This window comes from Acetobacter orleanensis, from assembly GCF_001581005.1.
GTDB lineage: Bacteria > Pseudomonadota > Alphaproteobacteria > Acetobacterales > Acetobacteraceae > Acetobacter > Acetobacter orleanensis.
Genome location: NZ_LHZV01000033.1, coordinates 1 through 20,090 on the forward strand (window position 1 = coordinate 1; position 20,090 = coordinate 20,090).

Below are 20,090 nucleotides of genomic sequence, written 5' to 3' on the forward strand. Positions count from 1 at the left end.
TTGAATCACACTTCAGCGAATTTCCAAACAGGCTCTCAGTGCTTATATAATCTCCCTTTTTCAAAGCACGCTTCCGCCAATAAAATGTTTGATTTCTGCGACCAAACGTTTCGCACTTGGTCTGCTTCTTCGACCAGATAGGCACTGCCTAACCCATGAAGAACTTATGCCTTTATTATTACTCCATTGCTCAAGCGTCGTTCCCTTAAGGATACAGGTAGCTTTCATGGCTACCAAAAGCCTTGAATTATCGGTATTTTGAGCTTCTGAGAGAGTTGGTGCTTCTGACATAGAAGAAAAATATCGCTTGACAGATAAAATGGCAAGCAAAATATCGGAGGGTGTTATGCACGATCAGGGTTTGGAGTGGGATGGTATAGTTGAGCGGATAAAAGAGGCTCGTAAAATCATAGGAGCCACTCAATCCGAGTTTTCACAATTAATAGGCGTATCTCAAAGCCATATATCAGAAATAGAAAGAGGAAATTCTAAGCCTTCCGTAGAAATAATAAAAAAAATATCTGACAAAGTACCTAATGTTACCATGGATTGGTTGTTTTTTGGTGCCGGTCATCCAGAAGAACTTACAGATGAATATTTTGAACAAATTTCTTTTGTTGGAGATCATGACCCTGTAAATTTAACTAACATTGAAATGTGTATAGAATCTTTGCATATATTTGATAAATTATATGAAGGTCCAGTGAATACTGAAATGAGAACAAAGGTATTTAAGAGCTTAATGAGATATCTCAAGCAAATGATTTATAAAGCCGGTGCTCTCTCTCAGAATTTTGACCTATACAATGCAGGTAAGCAGCTTAACAAAAAAGCCGTAGAATATGCCCGCAATTCAGGTTCCTTGTAGGGGCTAGGCGCTTTCTCAAACACTCTCCGTCCATACGACAGCATTGCGAAGACACCTAGGTTTTCTGCCGGAGTTTCACTCCGGCACTTTCTCATGAGTTTCTCAATGAAAAGAAACTTAATTTTCCTATAATGTATTGATTTATAATGTTTTGTATCCAGATGATGGCAGAATAATTTTGTCATATTGTGCAAGATAATTTTTGCGACCCCACCGAAAACGCCGTTTTTTTTCGCTATTCCTATGTGTTGATGAAGAGTTCTTCATCATGCTCATTTCCACGTCACCAATTTTTCCAAAAAAACTCTAATAGCTAAAAAATTTATTGATTTCACAAAATATTTAGCCATTTTTTCTTATAAAAAAATGATGAATTATTTTATTTTTTGATATTTTTATTAATATTTATTCAAAATAATATTATTTTTTAAATGTTGAAGTAAATATAATTCATTTCTGGGGTTATACTTGAGTTAAAAATTTGAAATCTTTTTATCTTTGAAAAATTAACACATCTTTCCATTAAATTATCTCCCCATCAACTTAAAATAAATTAACTTTATTCCTGCAAAAATTTCATGTTTTTTTACTCTATTTTAGATACTTCTTTCAAAAGGAACCGAAATGATTACTGAGGTTACAGTTTTTAAGAGATTTCTTTATAAAATACTTTCCATTATCGATTATTCTTTAAAAAATAATGAGCACACTTCTTCAACCTCAATCTCTCTTACGAATTTTTTGCAAAATCTTGAATACTTACAAAGAGTTCAGCCAGATAATGGGTTAATTACTATCGGTATTGGAGTTACACGCCTACTTCTTGGCATTCCAACCGCGTCCGAACCATTAGAGTTGATAAAATCCCGTTCTAACTCCCGTTTTTGCCGAATTTTACTTATTGCAACCCGGTTAAGATTTTCCGACTACACTCTGGCTTACGAGGAGTTTCAGTCTTACGTAGAAAATTACACTCACCTTGATCTCCCTGCCTTTCAGGTTTTAGCAGAAGCCATATGTTTTACGACAAATCGAGCAGGGTGGTGCACATTTTCCAGTTCAGGTAGAATTCATCTTACACTTCGAAAATCTGTTTCTCTACAGAATATCAAGATTATAATAGACGAAATTGAATATCCAATCATTACTTCTCATATTATTTCAAAAAATAAAACGCTTTCGATCTTGCTTCCTAAAAATTGGAAATTTGCAAAACAAGTCCAGCTCACTCTTCGGCAGGAAGCGCTTTTGGGAGGTGTTTTTAAAATTCCCCGTTTTCTGAAGACTGAAGGATTTGTGTCTGCTCATCCTGACGGTCTTTCAGGCTGGGCGCGTTACACGGCAAACCCAGAAGAATCAGTGAAGCTCATTATCAAGTCACAGGACGACTCTAAAAAGCCATTTCATATTTTAACTGATTCAATAAAATTATTTTCCCCTGAGAATATTTCTGGAGATACGATCAAACATTCTTTTTTCATTCAAAAAGAGAAACTGAACGCCACAAAAGATCTCTTTGAGATTATTTCTGAACATGGAAAGCCGCTTTATGGAAGCCCCGTGGGGCTTGATCCGTTTGCTGAAAATGCAAAGCAATATGCACAGAATGTTGCCCGGCTCTTTCCCGCTTTATGCCTGCAACAGGAACGCGATTTTCCCTTTCTTCTGCCAGCACCAGCACAAAAATTACTCTTAAAAATTAATAAAGTCTCACCCGTCGCAATTATTATTCCAGTTTATGACGGTTTCTTGGCGACGAAGACCTGTCTCTCTTTATGCATCAAACACAAAACTCCAAAAAGTCGTTTGATCATCGTCAATGATGCTTCTCCTGATCAAGATATTCTGAAATATCTTTCTCAAATTGAAAATAAGCCTGATATTCTTATTCTTCATAATATGACAAATATGGGGTTTCCCAAATCTGTTAATCGGGGCATGCGCCACAGGAAACAACAGGAAGATGTTGTTTTACTGAATAGTGATACTCTTGTTTGTCAGAACTGGCTTAAAAACCTTCAAAAAGCCGCTTATTCTGAACCTAATATTGGAACGGCCACACCTTTATCTAACAATGCTACTATTTTCAGTTACCCATCTGTCAATGCAGATAACCCGGTGCCTAATGCCAAAGCCTGTCAGGATATCAGTGCTGTTATGGGCAGAATCTGGCATAGAGACACGATTGATGTTCCCACAGCGCATGGATTTTGCATGTATGTGAAATCTTCTTGCCTGGAACAGACAGGTTTGTTCCGCGAAGATATTTTTGCGCAAGGTTATGGAGAAGAAAATGATTTTTCACGCCGTGCTGCGGCACTGCGTTGGCGGCATGTTGTATGCATGGGTACCTATGTGGGACATGCTGAGAGCCAGTCTTTCAGCCCTGTAAAGCACGATCTGATTGCTCGGAATCTGGAAATTTTGAATGGGTTACATCCGGGTTATGCGCGCCTTATCACGCGCTGGCAGAACAGAGACCCTCTTGCTTTTTATAGAAAAAATCTTGATCTCGCGAGATTACATCAGAATAATCCTTCTTTAAAATCCGTTATTCTGATCATGCATAATCGGGAAGGCGGGATTTTGCGGCATGTGTGGCACCGTGCCTCCCTTTATGAGCAGGCAGGGATTTTTGCATTTATCATGCAGCCGGAAAACCATTGCTCTGGACGCCCGATATGGAAACTAACATCTTTACGGGAGAAGGATTATCCAAACCTAATCATTCCCCGCAATGCATTCAGCTTTAGAGCACTTTATAAAGAGCTTAACTGCGAAAAATTTGAAATCCATAGTTATATTGGCAGTACCATTGAAAAGATTTTCAGTCTTTCTCAGTGTGGCCTACCCTATGATATTTATATTCACGATTACTCCTGGTTTTGCCCACGTATCACTCTTGTTTCTGATACAAATCATTATTGCGGAGAGCCAGATTTTGAAGCCTGCTTGGCATGTATAAAAATATCAGGCACCCGAACGGATGACCCTGCCCCTCTGGGGAAACTAAGGAACTGGAGCCGCACCCTACTGGCACAGGCGCAGCGCATTATCTGTCCGAGCAAAGAAAGTGCTGCCCGCCTTAAAAGACATTTTGTAGGTCTTCAGCCCGAAGTCATCCCGTGGGAGCATGTGCTGAATGTTGAGGCACTCTCTTTTCCCATAAAGCGTCATCACGAAAAACGTATTATAGGGATACTTGGAGCAATCAGCATTGAAAAAGGCTATGAAATCCTTCTTGTTTTAGCGCAGCATATTAAAGCACTGCACGTTCCTCTCAGGCTGGTTCTTATCGGTTATAGCTGTAATGATCCTGCCCTTCTGGAAACGGGCGTTATCACCATTACCGGCCATTACGAAGAATATGAAATTCAGGCTTTGACGGAAAAATATGCAATAGACTGGTTTTTTCTGCCATCACTCTGGCCAGAAACATGGTCTTATGTGCTCACGCATATCTGGACATGCAACAGGGCCGCTATTGTTTATGATATTGGCGCACCAGCAGAGCGTATAAAACAAGCCGGGGGAGGATTGGTGATTCCGCTCCACACAGCCTTACCAGTCCTTATCACTCTGTTGATGTCGCCTTACGACTATCTTGGCGCGTTCAGGACACAGGGAGATGCATTCCCCTCCTCGTCGCGCTCAATTCGACCCTAGATCAACCAGCCCAAGACGAGCACGTCCCCTCAAGCCTGATGAAACACGCTTTGTCTGGTCAGTCCGCCATGACGGTCAATTGCCACAGCGGAGCGGTCTGTTCGCCTGACGGCTGAATCCATAACGGGGTTGCATTAGGCAGTCGCACATTAGCCGGTAAGTTCATGGCGGACCGGAGTGCCCGGAACAGCGCACCGTGGGCAACAATGAGCGGGATACCGCCTGCATCCATCGCCCTGTTGACCGCCGCTACAGCCCGCGCCCGCAGTGCCGCAAAGGGCTCAGCACCGTTTGGTGTGTAGTCTCCGGCAATCCAGCTATCATACCAGTCTCCCATCGGCTGGCCTTCCTGCTCACCAAAACAGACTTCTTCCAGCCCGATATCTGTCGTCAGTGGAAGTGGGGCGTGACCTTGAGCCACAAGCCCCTGCTGGACGATGGTTGCCGTTTTCAGCGCGCGGTCCAGTGGAGAACTGACAATATGCGTGATGGGCGCGTAGGTCTGAATACCATCCTGAAACAGCTTTGCCGCCGCATCGGCCTGAGCAATCCCGGTCGCGTTCAGGGGCACGTTGGTGCGCCCCTGAGACAGACCGTCACGATTCCAATCTGTCTGACCGTGCCGAAGATACCAGTAAGAGCGGGGAAGAAGCTGTGCCATGGATCTCAATCAAACAGGGAGGAGACGGAACTTTCATCAGCAACAGCCCGCATGGCCTGCGCCAGTAAGCGGGAAATGGTCACCTGCCGGATGTTCTGCGCTGCCTCGACACTTTCGGTGGCCATGATGCTGTCCGTCAAGGTCAGCATTTCAATGGGGGAATTTGCCACGCGCTCAACAGCGTGTCCGGTCAACACACCGTGCGTCACGTAAGCACCGACTGAGGCCGCGCCATTATTGGCGATAGCCTGTGCAGCGTTACACAGGGAGCCGCCGCTATCAACAATATCGTCAACCAGCAGACAGTGGCGGCCACGGACGTCCCCGATTACGTTCATGACTTCCGACACGCCAGCACGCTCACGCCGCTTATCAATAATCGCCAGATCGGTATTCAGGCGCTGCGCCAACTGACGGGCGCGCACCACGCCGCCAACATCCGGGGAGACAATCATCAGGTCACGGTCACCGTAGCGGGATTTGATATCCCGCGTGAACAACGGAGCCGCATACAAGTTATCCACTGGAATATCGAAGAAACCCTGAATCTGCATGGCGTGCAGATCCAGCGTCAGCACACGGTTCGCTCCGGCTTCCACCAGCAGGTTCGCCACCAGCTTGGCGCTGATGGGCGTGCGAGGACCGGACTTACGGTCCTGCCGCGCATAACCGAAATACGGGATGACCGCCGTGATTCGCCGGGCTGACCCACGCCGCAGCGCGTCCAGCATAACCAGTAATTCCATCAGATTGTCGTTTGTCGGGGTGCAAGTGCTCTGGATGACGAACACATCCTCGCCACGCACATTTTCATGAATTTCGACAAAGACTTCCATGTCGGCAAAGCGACGGACAGTCACATTACACAGAGGCAGAGACAGTTCCGCGGCAACGGCTCTAGCCAGTGGCAGATTGCTGTTACAGGCGACAATCTTCATGATAAGGAGGGTTCCCGGCTTTTCAACGTTAAAGTGAGATGGCTACAGCGGGGCCGGGTTTAGCAACCACACGGGCTGTTGTCATCCATAGAGAGACACGAGGCAGAACAGACGCGCACGCAGCGTGGCAAAAAAGCACGCCCTCTTGCATACCGACACTCTGTTCTCTATCGCCATGGAGTATCATGGACAGCATGCAGCCCCCTCCCGCAGCCGGATATACCCCCGCCGCCAATACACCGGAACCAGCACTTACCCTTCTGCCGGAACGCGGTACGTCCTACCTCCGCCATGCATGGCAGGATGTGCTCTCCGGTATGAAGCTGGCGCGACTGGGAGCCACGCTGGGCTGGCTAGATATCAAGCTCCGTTATCGTGGTTCCATTCTCGGCCCGTTCTGGCTGACGGCCTCAACCGCCGTCATGGTCGCCGCCATGGGGGTTCTGTACGCCTATTTGATGAACATGGATGTGCATAAATACCTGCCCTTCCTGACCCTCTCCCTCGTGCTCTGGGGGTTTGTGGGCAGCACGTTGCAGGATGGATGCACAACCTTTACCTCAGCCAGCGGGCTGATTCATTCGGCCCGTATGCCCTACAGTCTGCATGTCCTGCGCGCCACAGTGCGCAACCTGTTGACGGTAGCGCATAATATTCCCGTCGTTATTGTCGTTTTCCTGTGGTTCCGCGTAGCGCCCACCTGGTCATGGACCACACCAGTCGCCTGTGGGCTGTGGATAGTGGACAGCTTTATGGCCACGCTGCTGTTGGGCATTCTGGGCGCGCGCTTTCGGGATGTGCCGCCGATTGTCGCCAGCACCCTGCAAATCCTGTTTTTTGTCACCCCCATTCTGTGGGCGCCGGAACTGATGAAAACCGGGCAGGACTGGCTGCTGCTGGACCCATTTTTTCCGCTGATGGAAATTCTGCGAACGCCCTTTACGGGTGACACCGTGAAGGCTGCCGTCTGGCCTGCCGCCTTGGCTTGGTCCGCAGGGCTGACAGTGTTCACCTTCGCCCTTTTTGCCCGCATGCGGGCCCGTCTGGCCTATTGGGTGTAACGCATGGTTGGTATTACCGTCCGCGATCTGGAAATTTCTTTCCCGCTTTATCACGGCAACGCCCGCAGCCTGAAAAAGACCCTGCGCAACTCACTGAGTGGCCGTTTTACGCATGATGAGCGGGAGCGTGTGGTTGTGCAGGCGCTGCGGGATGTCAGCTTTACCCTCAACCCCGGTGACAGGCTGGGTCTTGTAGGCGGTAATGGCGCGGGCAAGACCACGCTGCTGCGTGCATTGGCGGGCATTTATGAGCCTGTGGGCGGCAGCGTGACCGTCCATGGGCATATCGGCACGCTGCTGGACCCGTCACTCGGCATGAACATGGAACTGACGGGGCGCGAGAATATTCGCCTGCGCGGCATGTTCGCCGGTCTTTCTCCGTCTGAAATCCGGGCGGTGGAAGAGGATGTGGAAGCCTTTGCCGGGCTTGGCTCCTTTCTGGACCTGCCGGTGCAAACCTACAGTTCCGGCATGACCGTTCGGCTTTCCTTTGGTCTTGCGACCGCCATCATGCCGGATGTTCTACTGATGGATGAATGGTTTATGGCGGGGGATGCCTCCTTCCGCCAGCGCGCCCGCAAGCGGCTGGAAACCCTTGTCTCCAAAGCGGATATTCTGGTTCTGTCCAGCCATATGGCCGACATTATGGCCGACTGGTGCAACCGGCTGATCTGGCTGGAGGATGGGCGTATCCGCATGGATGGGTCCACCCGTGAGGTTCTGGAAGCCTATCTAGGCCACCCGCTGGAGGAACTGGACAGAAAAGAGACGGCGCCAGACCCCATTCTGCCCCAGCCAGACGCCCCAGACTCGCTCCTTACCACCTGACCCATTTCCGCGCCTGCCGTGCGCTCCCGGCAGGCAGGGCATTCTGCTTTCCCCATTGCACGGCGTATCGGGCATGACATACTGCCACGGCATCGGGCCGGATTGGCAGAATACGGCACCCGCACGGTACCAGACACGGAGCATCCATGACCCGGCAAGCCCCGCCCGGCAGACAAAAGGCCTGTTTTACAACCGGCAGCATCATGCGACATGTGATTGTGATGGCAGGCACGGGCGCCATTGGCCTGATGGCCGTGTTTGCGGTGGACATGCTCAACATGGTCTACATCGGGCACTTGAATGACCCGACGCTTACGGCCGCCATCGGGTTTGCCGGGGCCGTGCTTGGGCTCCAGATTGCGGTCTCCATCGGCATGACCATTGGCCTGAGCGCGGCCACAGCGCGGGAAATTGGCGCAGGCCGGTATGAGGAAGCCCGGCATATTGCTTCATCATCGCTGATTGTAACGGTGGTGATCGCGCTGCTGCTTGGGCTTGTGACCTCACTGGCCGCGCGCCCGGTGCTGCATCTGCTTGGCGCGCGAGGTACGGCACTTGAGCATGCGAGCGCCTATCTGCACGTTGTTAGCCCCTTTCTGCCGCTGATCTGCATTGGTATGGGTGCCTCCTCCCTCATGCGCGTAGTGGGAGACGCCAAGGGGTCCATGCACATCACGCTGCTGGGGGCTGTGGTGGCCGCCGTGCTGGACCCGCTCATGATTTTCGGGCTGCATGAAGGGCTAACCGGGGCGGCCATCAGCACCGTGCTTTCCCGCTTTGCTGTGGCTATTGTTGGCCTGCGAGGTGCCCTCCGGCATGATATGATTGCCCGCCCCGTGCCGGCCCGTATTCTAGCCGATGCCCGGCATGTGGGCCGTGTTGCCATGCCTGCCATCATGACCAATCTGGCCACCCCCGTTGCCGGGACTTATGTGACGGGAGCGATGGCGACATTCGGGCTGGAAGCGGTTGGAGGGCAGGCCTCCATTGAGCGGATGGTGCCTGTTCTCTTTTCTCTCGTGTTTGCGTTAACTGGCTCAGTTGGCCCCATCATGGGGCAGAATGTAGGGGCCGGGCAGTATGACCGTGTGCGCGAGACCTTAAAATCCGCGCTTAAACTGGTCATGCTGAGTGTTGGGTCCACGTGGATCGTGCTGGCCGCCTTGCAGGATTACGTAGTGGCCGGGTTCCATGCGCAGGGTGATGCCGCCTTGCTTATTCATCTGTTCTGTTCCTGGACCATTGGGGCCTTTCTGTTTGTTGGCATGTTGTTTGTGGCCAACTCGGCCTTCAACAATTTGGGTTTCCCGCTCTATTCCACCGCCTTCAACTGGGGTCGTGCCACGTTGGGCACCATTCCCTTTGTATGGTTTGGCAGCCGGTTTGGGCCTGCCGGGGTGCAGTTGGGCCATGCGGCGGGCGGGATTGTTTTTGGTTCTCTTGCGGTGATGACCGCGTTTAGAGTGACGCGTACACTTGGCGGCCCCGGCTCTCTTCCGGCGGGGCCGGGAAGCGTACCTGTTTCAGACGTCCCGACCGTGAGTGCGGAAGCCGCCATGGCGGAACTGGACGAACTGGAATCTCCGGCCTTTCGTGAAACGGACAGGAGTGAAGACCATGTCAAAACTGACCACTGAAGAACGCAACGCCCTACCGGATGAGGCTTTTGCCCTACCCGGCCGCCGTTACCCTATTCCGGATGCGACTCATGCACGGGATGCTTTGGCCCGCGCCAGTGAGATGCTGCATCGCGGCACGCTGACGCAGGACGAATACGACACCATTCACCGTAAAGCCGAGGAGGTTCTGCGCCGCGAGCGCATGTAACCCGCCCAGCAGAAAGACCCGCACACCGCTGCGGGAGTGCGGTGATGAGACTGCGCTGAGGGACAAGACGATAGCCAGAGCACGATATTCTCTGGCCTGAGACAGAAGCGCGTGGCATCAAGGCCGGATGATTTTTCCTTTAGCATCCGGCCTATTTCTTCATGCTTAATCGCCTTTATGCCCGCGTGTTACGGCACGCGGCCAGCCCCAATGCCCCCTTATGGCTGGTAGCTCTGACTTTTGCGGAAGCCAGCTTCTTCCCGCTACCGCCGGAAACGCTGCTTGTGCCCATGGTGCTGGCCCGCCGGGATAAGGCGTGGCTTTACGCCACACTCTGCACGGTGGCGAGTGTAACGGGGGGGATTCTGGGCTGGGTTATCGGGGCCCTACTCCTCCAGCATCTGGCTCTGCCCATCGTGCATTTTTATCATGCCGAGCAGACGCTGGCCGCCTTGCAGGAAAAATTCCGCCACTGGGGCGTGTGGATTATCCTGTTCAAGGGGCTGACACCTATTCCTTACAAATTTGTCACCATTGCCAGCGGCATGGCGCATTTTGCCCTGTTGCCGTTTATCGCCGCCAGTCTGGTAACGCGAGGGGTCCGCTTTTTTCTGGTAGCCGGACTGCTGTGGAAATTTGGCGCGCCGATTGAGGATTTTCTGGAACGCCGCCTGCCGCTGGTCATGGGCGTTTTTGCCGTCCTTCTGGTGGGCGGAGTGCTGGCGTTGCGGTATCTATAACGCCAGACCTATGCACGGCTGCCGCGCTGTTGCCTGCCTTGCAGGGCATGCGGTTCCGGCGCAAGAAAGCATCACGCGCAAACATTACAGACTGAATGCAGGGAGACGAGACGCATGCCAACGCAGATCGCTGTCATTACCGGTGCCGGAGCAGGCATTGGCCGGGCCGCTGCCCGTGCGCTGGGCCGCGCAGGCTTTGACATCGCCCTGCTGGGCCGGAATGAAGACCGGCTGAAGGACGCAGCACAGGAACTGGCCGCCCATTCCATCCGCACGCTGGTTATCCCGGTGGATGTGGCGCAGGCCGATGCTGTCGAGCAGGCTGCTGTGCAGATTGAAGCAGAACTCGGCCCGATTACCGTCTGGGCCAACTGCGCTGGGGCAACAGTGGTCGGGCAAGTTGCGGTTCTGTCCGCCAAGGATATTCAGCGAGCGACGGAAGTCACTTATCTGGGCAGCGTCAACGGTACGCTCGCCGCACTGAAGCACATGCGCCGCCGTGGGCATGGCGCTATTATCAATCTGGACCTCGCTCCGTCCCTGCGCGGCCTGCCGCTACAGGCGGCAGAAAACGGGGCTCGCTCCGCCCTGCGTGGCTTTTGTGAAAGCCTGCGCCCGGAACTGCTGCATGATGCGGACCATATCCGGGTTGTGATGGTGGATCTGCCCGCTATCAACACCCCGCGCTACGGCTGGACCCGCAACCTGACCGGCAAGCGTTTGAAGCCGGTTGGCCCGGTTTATGAGCCGGAAGTGGCGGCGGAAGCCATCTGCCGCGCTGCCTTTACCACCAGCCGCTCTATCTCCATTGGCCCCAGCACCACACTGGCCGCCATCTGGCGCATTCTGGGGCCGGGCTGCCGGGAAGCCCGTATGGCGAAGCATGGCTACACAGCCCAGTTGCAAAAAACCTGTGCGGAAAGCACCGCGGCAGATGACCTGTTTCACTCCGCTCCCGGTGCGTTTGCCGCCCACGGTGCGTTTGATGAAAAAGCCCGGCGTGTGGACAGCCCCTTCTCCTTTTTTGTGACCTCCAGCGTGAGGGCTGGCCTGTTTGGAGCGGCACTGGCCGCCGGAGTGACAGGCCTAATGGCGCATATCCGCAACAGCCGCCGTTAATCACCGCTCATCACGGAAGGGAAGACGCCGCAGCAAGTCCGCACAGCGGCGTCTTTCGCGCCCCAGTCTTGCAGGTGCTATGACGTGCTGGCGCCATAAACTGTGGGACAATAGGGGTATCGGGAAAGACAACTCCACCTTTGGGTGCTCTGGCCAGATGGTTGGCCGGAAAACAGGAGACCCTGCATGATCGCATTTTTTCTGCGTCGTTCCCTGCTGGTCGCGGCTGTTTGTGGGGCAAGTGCCGCTGTGCTCTCCCCTCCTTGCGCTCAGGCTGCAACAACAACCCTGCGAGGGAGCGTGACGTATCGGGAGCGCATGGCGCTACCGCCCTCCGTGCTGGACGTGCGCCTGCTGGATACCTCTCTGGCCGATGCCAAAGCTGAGGTGCTTGCCAGAACATCCTTACGCACCCGGCGGCAGGTACCCATTCCCTTTACACTGAAATTCAACCGCGACCTGCTCACGGCGGGCCACACTTACGCGCTGGACGCCACCATTTTTGTGGACGGCCACCCTTGGTTTGTCACCACTACGCAAACACCGATGCCAGAAGACAATAAGGCAAATATCCAGATGGTGCTCAGCCGTGCCACTGCCACTGCCACTACGACTGCTGGCGCAACAGCCGGTGCCACCGCGACACCCGCAGGCACATGGAAAGCGGAACGGATAGGGGATGCGCCTGTTGCGGAAGGCGGCAAACCGCCTCTGCTAAACATTGCGGCAGATGGAACCGTTTCTGGCTTTAGCGGCTGCAACCGGGTACGCGGCAAGGCAACAATAGACGGTGCAGCCCTGACCTTTGGCCCGTTGATGACAACGCGCATGGCCTGTCTGCCGCAGGCGATGAAGACGGAGCAGCTTTTCCTGAAAAATATGGAGGCCACGCGCGGCTGGCATCTGGCCCCAACGGGCGATGTGCTGGCGCTGGTCGATGCACAGGACAAGCCGACCGTCCTATTCCGCCGTCAGTCTGCTGAAGCACATGAGAGCGCACCGGCCCCGACAGCAACACCTCGCTGAGATAAGAAAGAGTGTGGCATGCGCGGAGACAGCGTATGCCACATCAAATTTTCAGCCTAATTGTCCCGCCTGACTTTCCAGACTTTATAGCGTACTGAGGCTTAGTTGAGCTTACCGCGGCTGGCCTTCTGGCCAAGCCGCAATTGCTCGTGCAGGCTCAGGGCTTTGCCAAGCCGATCCGCATCCTGCGGGGTCAGTACCAGCCCGACCGGACCATAGGCCGGGTGCTGGAACGCCAAGAGGGAGCCATCCGTCCGCGCTTCCGGCTGCACAGCCCAGCGCGTGCGTGTAACTGGTGTGAAGGTTGCGCCTTCAATCGGCGGGATTTCATGGTCCGTCATCATAGTCTGACGCAGCCGCCCCAGCACAGTAATCAGGCTGCTCACCTCATCCAGAGACATCGGCACTTCAACCGTGGGCTCATCGCCCTGCCCCGGCAGAGTCATGTGAACAGTTGTCTGATCGTCAGATAAAGTCAGATCAATTTTAGAAGACATACGGCCCTCCTTTATTGTGGGTGGCACTCTAGCAGAGTTCTGACCAAAGTGCCGCCGGTTCTTTTATACGACAGAATCAGAGTAGCCCGATCAGACCAGCCCGCCGCCCCAGACCCACCAGCCCGGCTCTGCCTGCGCAAGGCGCGCGGCGGCAGCCTGTGCGCTCTGCACGGAGGGGAACAGGCCGAAGCAGGTCGCGCCGGAGCCGCTCATGCGGGACAGCAGACACTCGGGCAGCGTTTCAATAGCGGACAAAACCGTTCGGACCGGCGGGCATACCATGCAGGCAGGGGCTTCCAGACTGTTATCCAACCGGACCAGATCAGCCACCATGGCCGCTGCATCCGGCCAACGGACGGGCAGAGCCGCGCGCGGGAGAAATGCGCCATCCCGCTTGCGGAACACATCGGGGGTGGAGACCGCCTGCCCGCAATTAACCAGCACCATACCGCAATCCGGCAGAGTAGGCGCGGCACTCAAAGTCTCGCCAATACCTTCCATGCGCGCGCTCTGGCTGGCCAGACAGACCGGCACATCCGCACCCAGTTTTTCGGCCAGCCGCAGGAGTGTGCCGCGGTCTACCTGCGCGTTCCATACGCGGTTTAGCAAACGCAGGGCCGCCGCCGCATCGGCTGAGCCACCGCCAATGCCGGACGCAACAGGCAGCTCCTTTTCCAGCACCAGTCTGCCCCCACGCACCTGAGCCTCTGGCCCGCAGGCAGATTCCAGCGCGGCGGCGGCCTTCATCACCAAATTATCCGGGCCAGCGGCATCGCACAGCGCCGCGCCAAATCGCCCATCCAGAACCAGATGGAGCCTTTCCGGCCCGGGCTCATACCGCAGCCGATCCCCCGCACCGGCAAACACCACCAGACTGTCCAGCAGATGGTAGCCGTCTGGCCGCTTGCCGGTTACGTGCAGGTAGAGGTTGATCTTGGCCGGGGCGGCTTCTGTCAGAATTCTAGTGGTGGGGTCCATGGTGGCTGATGTCACGGGGTTTGCTTTCCTCGGCTCTGGGCAGGGCCGCTCTCAGCCTGAGGGGCACGCTGCGGTGTGGCTCTTGTAATGTCGGCTGTCGCGGCACGCGCCAGTGCGGCACGAATCAGGGCTTCATCCGTGGGTTCGGGGTGCAGACCGAGTGCAACATTCCACTGGTCCACGGCCTCGCTCTTCCGCCCGGCGCGCCAGTAGGCTTCACCCAGATGATAATTCACCTCCGGGTCTTCCGGCGTTTGCTCGGCTGCGCGTTCCAGCAGCGCGGTCCCGCCTGCCAGATCCCCCAGTTCTACCTGCACCCACCCCAGACTGTCACGAATGGCGGCATCCTGCGGGTCCAGATCAGCCGCCTTGCGGAGCAGAGCCTGAGCCTCGCCCAGATTTTCTTTGCGCTCCACCATGGAATAACCAAGGAAATTCAACAGCAACGGCTCATCGGGCGCCATTTTGAGCGCCTCCTGCAAATCTGCTTTGGCATGCGGCCAGTCCCCGGCCTCATGATACGCCACGGCCCGCAGGAAAAGGAGCGACCAGTCCAGCGTTTTGCTGGCTTTTGCCTGCGTGACCGCCTGATTATAGGCAGCAATCGCCCCTTTCCAGTCTTTACGGGCGGATAAGGTATTGCCCAACGCCCGTACGACCAACGCTTGTCCGGCGGTCTCCTTTGTAAGACGAGTCAAAATACTCTGGGCTTCATCCAGATGCTCGGTGGAACCATCCAGCAATGCGAGACGAAAGGCCGCTACGGGGTAGAGCGGGTCTGTCTGCGGGATGCGCAGCAATGTTTCCCGCGCGGCGGTCTGGTGCCCTTCGGCATCCTGAATTTCCGCCAGCATGAGCCGGGCTTCCGCCAGATGCGGGTCCAGCCCGAGCGCAAAGCCGAGCATCAGGCGGGAGGCTTCATCAAACTGATGATCAGACGGGCCGGGATGCCCGCTCTGTCCTTGCTGTTGGCCTTGCTGATGGCCCTGCTGGCGGAGGAGAAACGCTGTCAGCACATAAGCGCGGGCAATACCGGCCTGAGCGGACGTAACAGGTGCATGGCTGATGGTAGCCTGTAACTGCGCACCGGCCAGCGCCAGCACCGGGTCCGCCTGAATCATGTTGCGTATGAGCAGCCGGGCCTTATCCTGCTGGCCAGAGGACCAGAACCATGCCGCCTGAGAGCGTGTGAGCAGCAGGTCATACCCCGGCATCATTTTAGCGGCCTGCGCAAACAGGTCTCCCGCCCGGGCGGTCTGTCCGGCGGTCTGGGCAATCAACGCCGCATGCAGCGTATAGAACGGCACCAAGACGGAGCCTTGAATATGGGTGAGAGAGGCTATGGCCTCATCCGCATGGTTCTCCGCTTGCTCGCACCAAGCCTGAAGCAGGGGCATGATAAGATGCGCCATCGGGTCGGCCCCGGCCTGCTGGTAATAACGGGAGGCTTCAGTCCAGTTGCCTCGGGTTACGGCGTCATTCCCCAGCACCAGAGAGGAGATGATGCTCTGCCCCGCTGGCCGCTTCGCCGTCAGGCGCGCCAGTGGCACGGCTTCTGGGTCTCCTGCCAGCACGCTGCGAATAAAAGCCTGCTTCAGAAGGTCCTGATTCGTAGGGTCTGCTGCGGCGGCGGCACGAAACGCACGGGCTGCGTCCAGATCATCCCCTTTATGCGTGGCGACAACAGCCGTGAGAAACGCACCCGAATCGACATGGCCAGCAGCTTTTGCGGCCTCCACTTGTGTGCCGGGAGGCTGGTCCGATGCGTGATCAGCGGAGGGTGTCTGGCTGGTTTCTGCCCCTTCGGGCATGGCGGCAGAGGCGCAGGGGGTCAGAACCGAAGCCGATAGTAGCAGGAAAACCGTAGGCAGAAGACGACAAAACAGCATAATGACCCTATCCCGGAGCGGCAGAGGCCCTAACAGGCCATTGGATACGCCCCGTTCCGTCAAGACTGGGGAGACATGACATGAACGGCGGATACTTCTCTACCCTGCCCGCAGCCAACCGCCAAACCGGCCCCTCAGTTTTCCGGCACTTTATCTGATGGAAACCGCTCTGTCTCTTCTACGCCTGTATGGCGAATGGGGCGTGGAGACCGCGGTGGGTGACTCCCCGGTTGACCAGCGTCTGGCGCGCTTGGGCAAAATGCACTTCCCGGCGGAAGAACCAGCGTTGCGCCGCGCGACAGATGGTCGCCTGACGGGTCCTAACAGCTCAACGATGCCGCCTACTCGGCCCCCAGCCGGCCAGAATGTACCCCGCGCCGCGCCCTCAGGAGAGCCTCCGCGTGCGGTACCTGCGGCCCCACAAAGTGGCCCGGCCCTGCTGGCGCACACGCTGGAGCAGGCGCGAGCACTGGCCGCGGGCGCCAATACGCCCGAAGCTTTGCGTGCAGCTATGGACGGCTTCTCCGCATGTGCGCTGCGCACAACAGCCATGCATACCCTCTTCCCAACCGGCCCTGTTCAGGCACCGCTGATGATTATTGGCGACGCACCGGACGCGGATGAAGACCGCAGCGGAGAAGTGTTCTCCGGCCTGTGTGGGGATCTACTGGCCCGTATGCTCACCCCACTGGGGCTGAACCGCCAGACCCTGCTCTTGGCGACCGCCCTACCTTGGCGCCCCCCCGGCGGCCGCGCGCCGACAGAGGCTGAACTGAAACAGTGCCGTCCGTTTTTGGAACGCGCCATTACCCTGTTTACCCCGCAACGTCTGCTGCTGTGCGGGCGGCTTTCGGCCCGGATGTTGCTGGATGCGCAGACACCGCTGCCACGCAGGAACTGGGGGGAGAGCGCTATCGCCGGTCTGGCCGCGCCACTGCCTGCCCTTGTTATGCGTCACCCCCTCCAGTTGCGGGCCAGCGCCACAGCACGCAAAGAAATATGGCAGGACCTGATGCTTGTTGCACAGACGCTACAACAGGCGCCCTGAATCCATAGGCCACCCAGAGGAACAACCGAAGGCTCCCCCAATAAAAACGACTCTATTCAGGCGAGAATTTCCTGTGTAACGCCAAGTAGTTCCCGCTGGACCGACGACCAATTAACAGGAGCATTTTTTGGTTTCCTAAAGCACCCTCACTGAGTGCTTACAGAGAGTAAACTTGCTTTTTGACGCAGAACCACATAGACCCCGCCAGCCATGCGAGCGATAGGACAGATCCCTCATCAAATCGTGGCTAAGGCCTTCATGGCCGGAGCCGCCCTTTGGCCGGTGCTTCCGTCGTAGCGACGAGAGCCTATGCCAAGCTCCCCGATGCGGGGCAGGACACGCACAGCGAAGAGCTTGCGATGGTCATGCCACGACAGGCGTTTCCGGAAGGGGATGACATTCCTCTGCCAAAGCCACTCCCACCGGAAATCAGCACGCAGATTAAATCCATCTTCCGCCTCCAGCGGCAAGGTGCCTTTGCCGAGGCCATTACCAGCACAACCCGGCTGACCGATGCGACTTTGCTCGGTGATATTGAGGCGGACCGCTACCTGAACCCGTCCTACCATCCGGGTGCGACAGAACTACGGGGTTGGCTAAAAACCTACCCTTCCCATGCTGACGCCGCCGCCATCTGGGCGCGTCTGGCCGCACTCCCCCAGCATGGCGGCCCGCTGCCGCCGGTCCCGGCCTCCCCCCATCTGGCACCGGACCACACCAGCATCCCTTCGGACCCGCTGACACAGAGTTTTACCCGCAACCCGCTGCTGGACCGCACCCTACGGGAACGCACGGGCTGGGGGCTTAAGGGGGTGCACAGCGCCCTGCATCTTATTACCGCCACACCGGGCATGACACCGGCTTATGCCGCCCAGCTTCAGGCAGAAACGGCTCAGGCCATGCTTAATGCGGGGGAAACGGATGTCGCGCTGGATATCAGCCGCACCGCTGTCCTTGTTTCTAAAAACAAAAATGCGCTGGCAGGATACATTGCCGGACTGGCCCTATGGCAGCAGGGCGACTACGCGCAGGCTGCATCTTTCTTTGAAAAAGCATCCCACGCCGCCACCGCTCTGCCTGAAATGCGGGCGGCCTGCGCCTTCTGGGCGGCCCGTACGCATGAAAAGCAGGGGCAGGCCTCTGCCCGCCACACATGGCTCCAGCATGCGGCGGCTTACCCGACAACATTCTACGGGCTTCTGGCTGCCCGTGTCCTGCATCCTGCCGCAGGCCCGCATGACCGGGACCATCTGCGCAAGGCTGCCTTTTCTCCACTTGAAGCCACAAGTAGCACGCCCTCCACACAGGTGCTGACAGAAATTGATATTGAGGCCGTCGGGGGGACGGAAGTGGGGCGACGTGTCTTTGCGCTCCTGCAGGTTGGAGAGCAGGAACGGGCCGAAAATGCCATCCGCCGGGCATGGCCGGACCTGCATGATGTCACGTTGGCCCGATCCTTCCAGCTTGTCGCAGATGCCGCTGGCCTGCATGACCTATCCGCGGAAATGGTCGACTCTCTCAAAGCCCACGCAGCCGCGCAGGGGCACGAGCATGAAAACCTCCCACTCCCGCTGCTCAAGCCACGCCACGGTTTTACCATGGACCCTGCGCTGGTCTACGCGCTGACCCGGCTGGAATCTAATTTTGACCCGCAGGCTGTCTCCGGCGCCGGAGCACATGGGCTGATGCAGATCCGCCCCCTGACTGCGGACTTTGTCACCAGTCCGCCAAATGCGCTGAACCATCGGTTTGAAAACGCCGCCAGCGCCCTGCATGACCCCAGCCTGAATCTGGAAATCGGGCAGCGTTATGTGCAGTATCTGGCTGACCTTACGCGCCACACCGCGCATACGCCCCTACGCGGTGGCGATATGATCCGCCTGCTGGCCAGCTATAATGCAGGCCCCACGGCACTCGCGCGGTGGGAAAAAGCGGCCTCCTCGTCAGATGATCCACTGCTCTTCATGGAGTTGATCCCCAACACGGAAACACGGGATTACGTCCACCGGGCCTTGTCTTACCTATGGATTTATGCGGCACGGCTAAAACTGCCCACCCCATCCCTTACCGCTCTGACACAAAATGAATGGCCTGATTTTGCGGATGAGCAGGCTCTGGCGCACACCATCAACACACGGGTTATGCACTAAATAAACCCCGCTACAGGGACACGAAACGTTCTGCCCAAGGCGCGATGCAAGTCGCGCCTTTTGTATTTTTAAAACCGGATTATCTCCCCCTCGAATCCTCCGCCAAGACGGCTTTATGCCCCGCGAGATTCGCCCCTTCCCCACAAAAATCATTTATCCATCGTTAATCATTGTGGATGATCGTTAATAATAAGGTAATCCAAAATCCATCTCTTCCCAAGTGGTTTGGAATTATGTGACGACTCTCATGCACTCAAAACAAATAAGGAGCTAAGTGCATGCGTGAACTTACTTTTGCTGAAACGACAGAAGTCTCTGGTGGTACCGCTAAAAGCTTTGGCGATGCCCTTGCTGGCGCTGTGGTCGGCTGCGTTGCCGGTGCGTCTGAAGGCATGATGATCGGCGGCATCCATGGTGGTGACGGCGGCGGCATCTTCGGCATTGGCGCCATTGGCCAGCTGGTTGGCCTCTTTATTCCGACCATTCAGGGCGCAATCGCCGGAACGGTTATGGGCGCTGCTGTAGGCCTGCAGGATGGTGAACCGGTTCTCATCAACTGGATCAACCAGGTTGGCGCCGGCACAGCCGGTCAGCAGAACAACCACTAAAAACACTGGTCCGTACGCGCCAGACCCATTACGGCGCGGGCGAGTACGGACCTCCTTAAAATAAGGGGGGACACTATGGGCGAAATTAACTGGAATGCCGACGTCGATTACCAACCAAATGGTAGCGAAGTCACCGGCAACCTGAAACCGAGCGGCAACTCAATTCTCTGGCAGAATGGCAAAAAC

General features: G+C 55.8%; 16 protein-coding genes and 1 pseudogene. 12 read left to right on the plus strand and 5 right to left on the minus strand.

The window, feature by feature from the left end:
* The first annotated feature begins 307 nt into the window (after window positions 1-307).
* A complete protein-coding gene (locus AD949_RS00815; RefSeq protein WP_141325485.1) occupies window positions 308-868 on the plus strand; it encodes a helix-turn-helix domain-containing protein in 561 nt (186 codons plus the stop codon).
* 624 nt (window positions 869-1,492) lie between these two features.
* Window positions 1,493-4,534, plus strand: a complete 3,042-nt coding sequence (locus AD949_RS00820) for a glycosyltransferase (protein ID WP_082064678.1) — start codon at window positions 1,493-1,495, stop codon at window positions 4,532-4,534.
* Between the two features lie 58 nt (window positions 4,535-4,592).
* Here the strand turns inward: AD949_RS00820 and AD949_RS00825 are convergent, their stop codons facing one another.
* Window positions 4,593-5,195, minus strand: a complete 603-nt coding sequence (locus AD949_RS00825) for a histidine phosphatase family protein (RefSeq protein WP_048835647.1) — start codon at window positions 5,193-5,195, stop codon at window positions 4,593-4,595.
* 5 nt (window positions 5,196-5,200) lie between these two features.
* Complete coding sequence (locus AD949_RS00830) at window positions 5,201-6,133, minus strand: ribose-phosphate pyrophosphokinase (RefSeq protein ID WP_048835646.1); 933 nt, start codon at window positions 6,131-6,133, stop codon at window positions 5,201-5,203.
* Window positions 6,134-6,318: 185 nt separating this feature from the next.
* On the opposite strand from AD949_RS00830, the gene AD949_RS00835 reads away from it, so the two are divergent.
* From AD949_RS00835 to AD949_RS00865, 7 genes are all read left to right on the plus strand, one after another.
* Entirely contained in the window at window positions 6,319-7,194 is an 876-nt protein-coding gene (locus AD949_RS00835) for an ABC transporter permease (protein WP_048835645.1), read from the plus strand.
* A gap of 3 nt (window positions 7,195-7,197) precedes the next feature.
* On the plus strand, window positions 7,198-8,022 hold the full coding sequence (locus tag AD949_RS00840; RefSeq protein ID WP_048835644.1) for an ABC transporter ATP-binding protein: 825 nt from the start codon (window positions 7,198-7,200) through the stop codon (window positions 8,020-8,022).
* A gap of 146 nt (window positions 8,023-8,168) precedes the next feature.
* Window positions 8,169-9,659, plus strand: coding sequence for an MATE family efflux transporter (locus AD949_RS00845; RefSeq protein WP_048835643.1), 1,491 nt, complete (start codon window positions 8,169-8,171; stop codon window positions 9,657-9,659).
* Window positions 9,640-9,849, plus strand: a complete 210-nt coding sequence (locus AD949_RS00850) for a hypothetical protein (protein ID WP_048835642.1) — start codon at window positions 9,640-9,642, stop codon at window positions 9,847-9,849. The genes AD949_RS00845 and AD949_RS00850 overlap by 20 nt, the downstream gene beginning before the upstream one ends.
* 161 nt (window positions 9,850-10,010) lie before the next feature.
* On the plus strand, window positions 10,011-10,589 hold the full coding sequence (locus AD949_RS00855) for a YqaA family protein (RefSeq protein WP_048835641.1): 579 nt from the start codon (window positions 10,011-10,013) through the stop codon (window positions 10,587-10,589).
* Between the two features lie 114 nt (window positions 10,590-10,703).
* A complete protein-coding gene (locus AD949_RS00860) occupies window positions 10,704-11,708 on the plus strand; it encodes an SDR family oxidoreductase (protein WP_048835640.1) in 1,005 nt (334 codons plus the stop codon).
* A gap of 186 nt (window positions 11,709-11,894) precedes the next feature.
* The gene (locus AD949_RS00865; protein ID WP_048835639.1) at window positions 11,895-12,734 is read left to right on the plus strand and encodes a YbaY family lipoprotein; all 840 of its coding nucleotides are present in this window, start codon (window positions 11,895-11,897) and stop codon (window positions 12,732-12,734) included.
* 101 nt (window positions 12,735-12,835) lie between these two features.
* Here AD949_RS00865 and AD949_RS00870 read toward each other — a convergent pair whose 3' ends face one another.
* The 3 genes from AD949_RS00870 to AD949_RS00880 form a co-directional block, all read right to left on the minus strand.
* Complete coding sequence (locus AD949_RS00870; protein ID WP_052944547.1) at window positions 12,836-13,231, minus strand: hypothetical protein; 396 nt, start codon at window positions 13,229-13,231, stop codon at window positions 12,836-12,838.
* Window positions 13,232-13,321: 90 nt separating this feature from the next.
* Window positions 13,322-14,209, minus strand: coding sequence for a 4-(cytidine 5'-diphospho)-2-C-methyl-D-erythritol kinase (locus AD949_RS00875; RefSeq protein ID WP_048835650.1), 888 nt, complete (start codon window positions 14,207-14,209; stop codon window positions 13,322-13,324).
* Between the two features lie 11 nt (window positions 14,210-14,220).
* Complete coding sequence (locus tag AD949_RS00880; protein ID WP_048835638.1) at window positions 14,221-16,098, minus strand: tetratricopeptide repeat protein; 1,878 nt, start codon at window positions 16,096-16,098, stop codon at window positions 14,221-14,223.
* 154 nt (window positions 16,099-16,252) lie between these two features.
* Between AD949_RS00880 and AD949_RS00885 the strand changes: the two genes are divergently transcribed.
* The 3 genes and pseudogenes from AD949_RS00885 (at window position 16,253) to AD949_RS00895 (ending at window position 19,904) form a co-directional block, all read left to right on the plus strand.
* Entirely contained in the window at window positions 16,253-17,146 is an 894-nt protein-coding gene (locus AD949_RS00885; RefSeq protein WP_048835637.1) for a uracil-DNA glycosylase, read from the plus strand.
* 210 nt (window positions 17,147-17,356) lie between these two features.
* Window positions 17,357-19,296: pseudogene (locus AD949_RS00890) on the plus strand (transglycosylase SLT domain-containing protein).
* A 278-nt stretch (window positions 19,297-19,574) separates the two neighbouring features.
* Complete coding sequence (locus tag AD949_RS00895; RefSeq protein WP_061504598.1) at window positions 19,575-19,904, plus strand: DUF5862 family protein; 330 nt, start codon at window positions 19,575-19,577, stop codon at window positions 19,902-19,904.
* The last annotated feature ends 186 nt before the right edge of the window (window positions 19,905-20,090 follow it).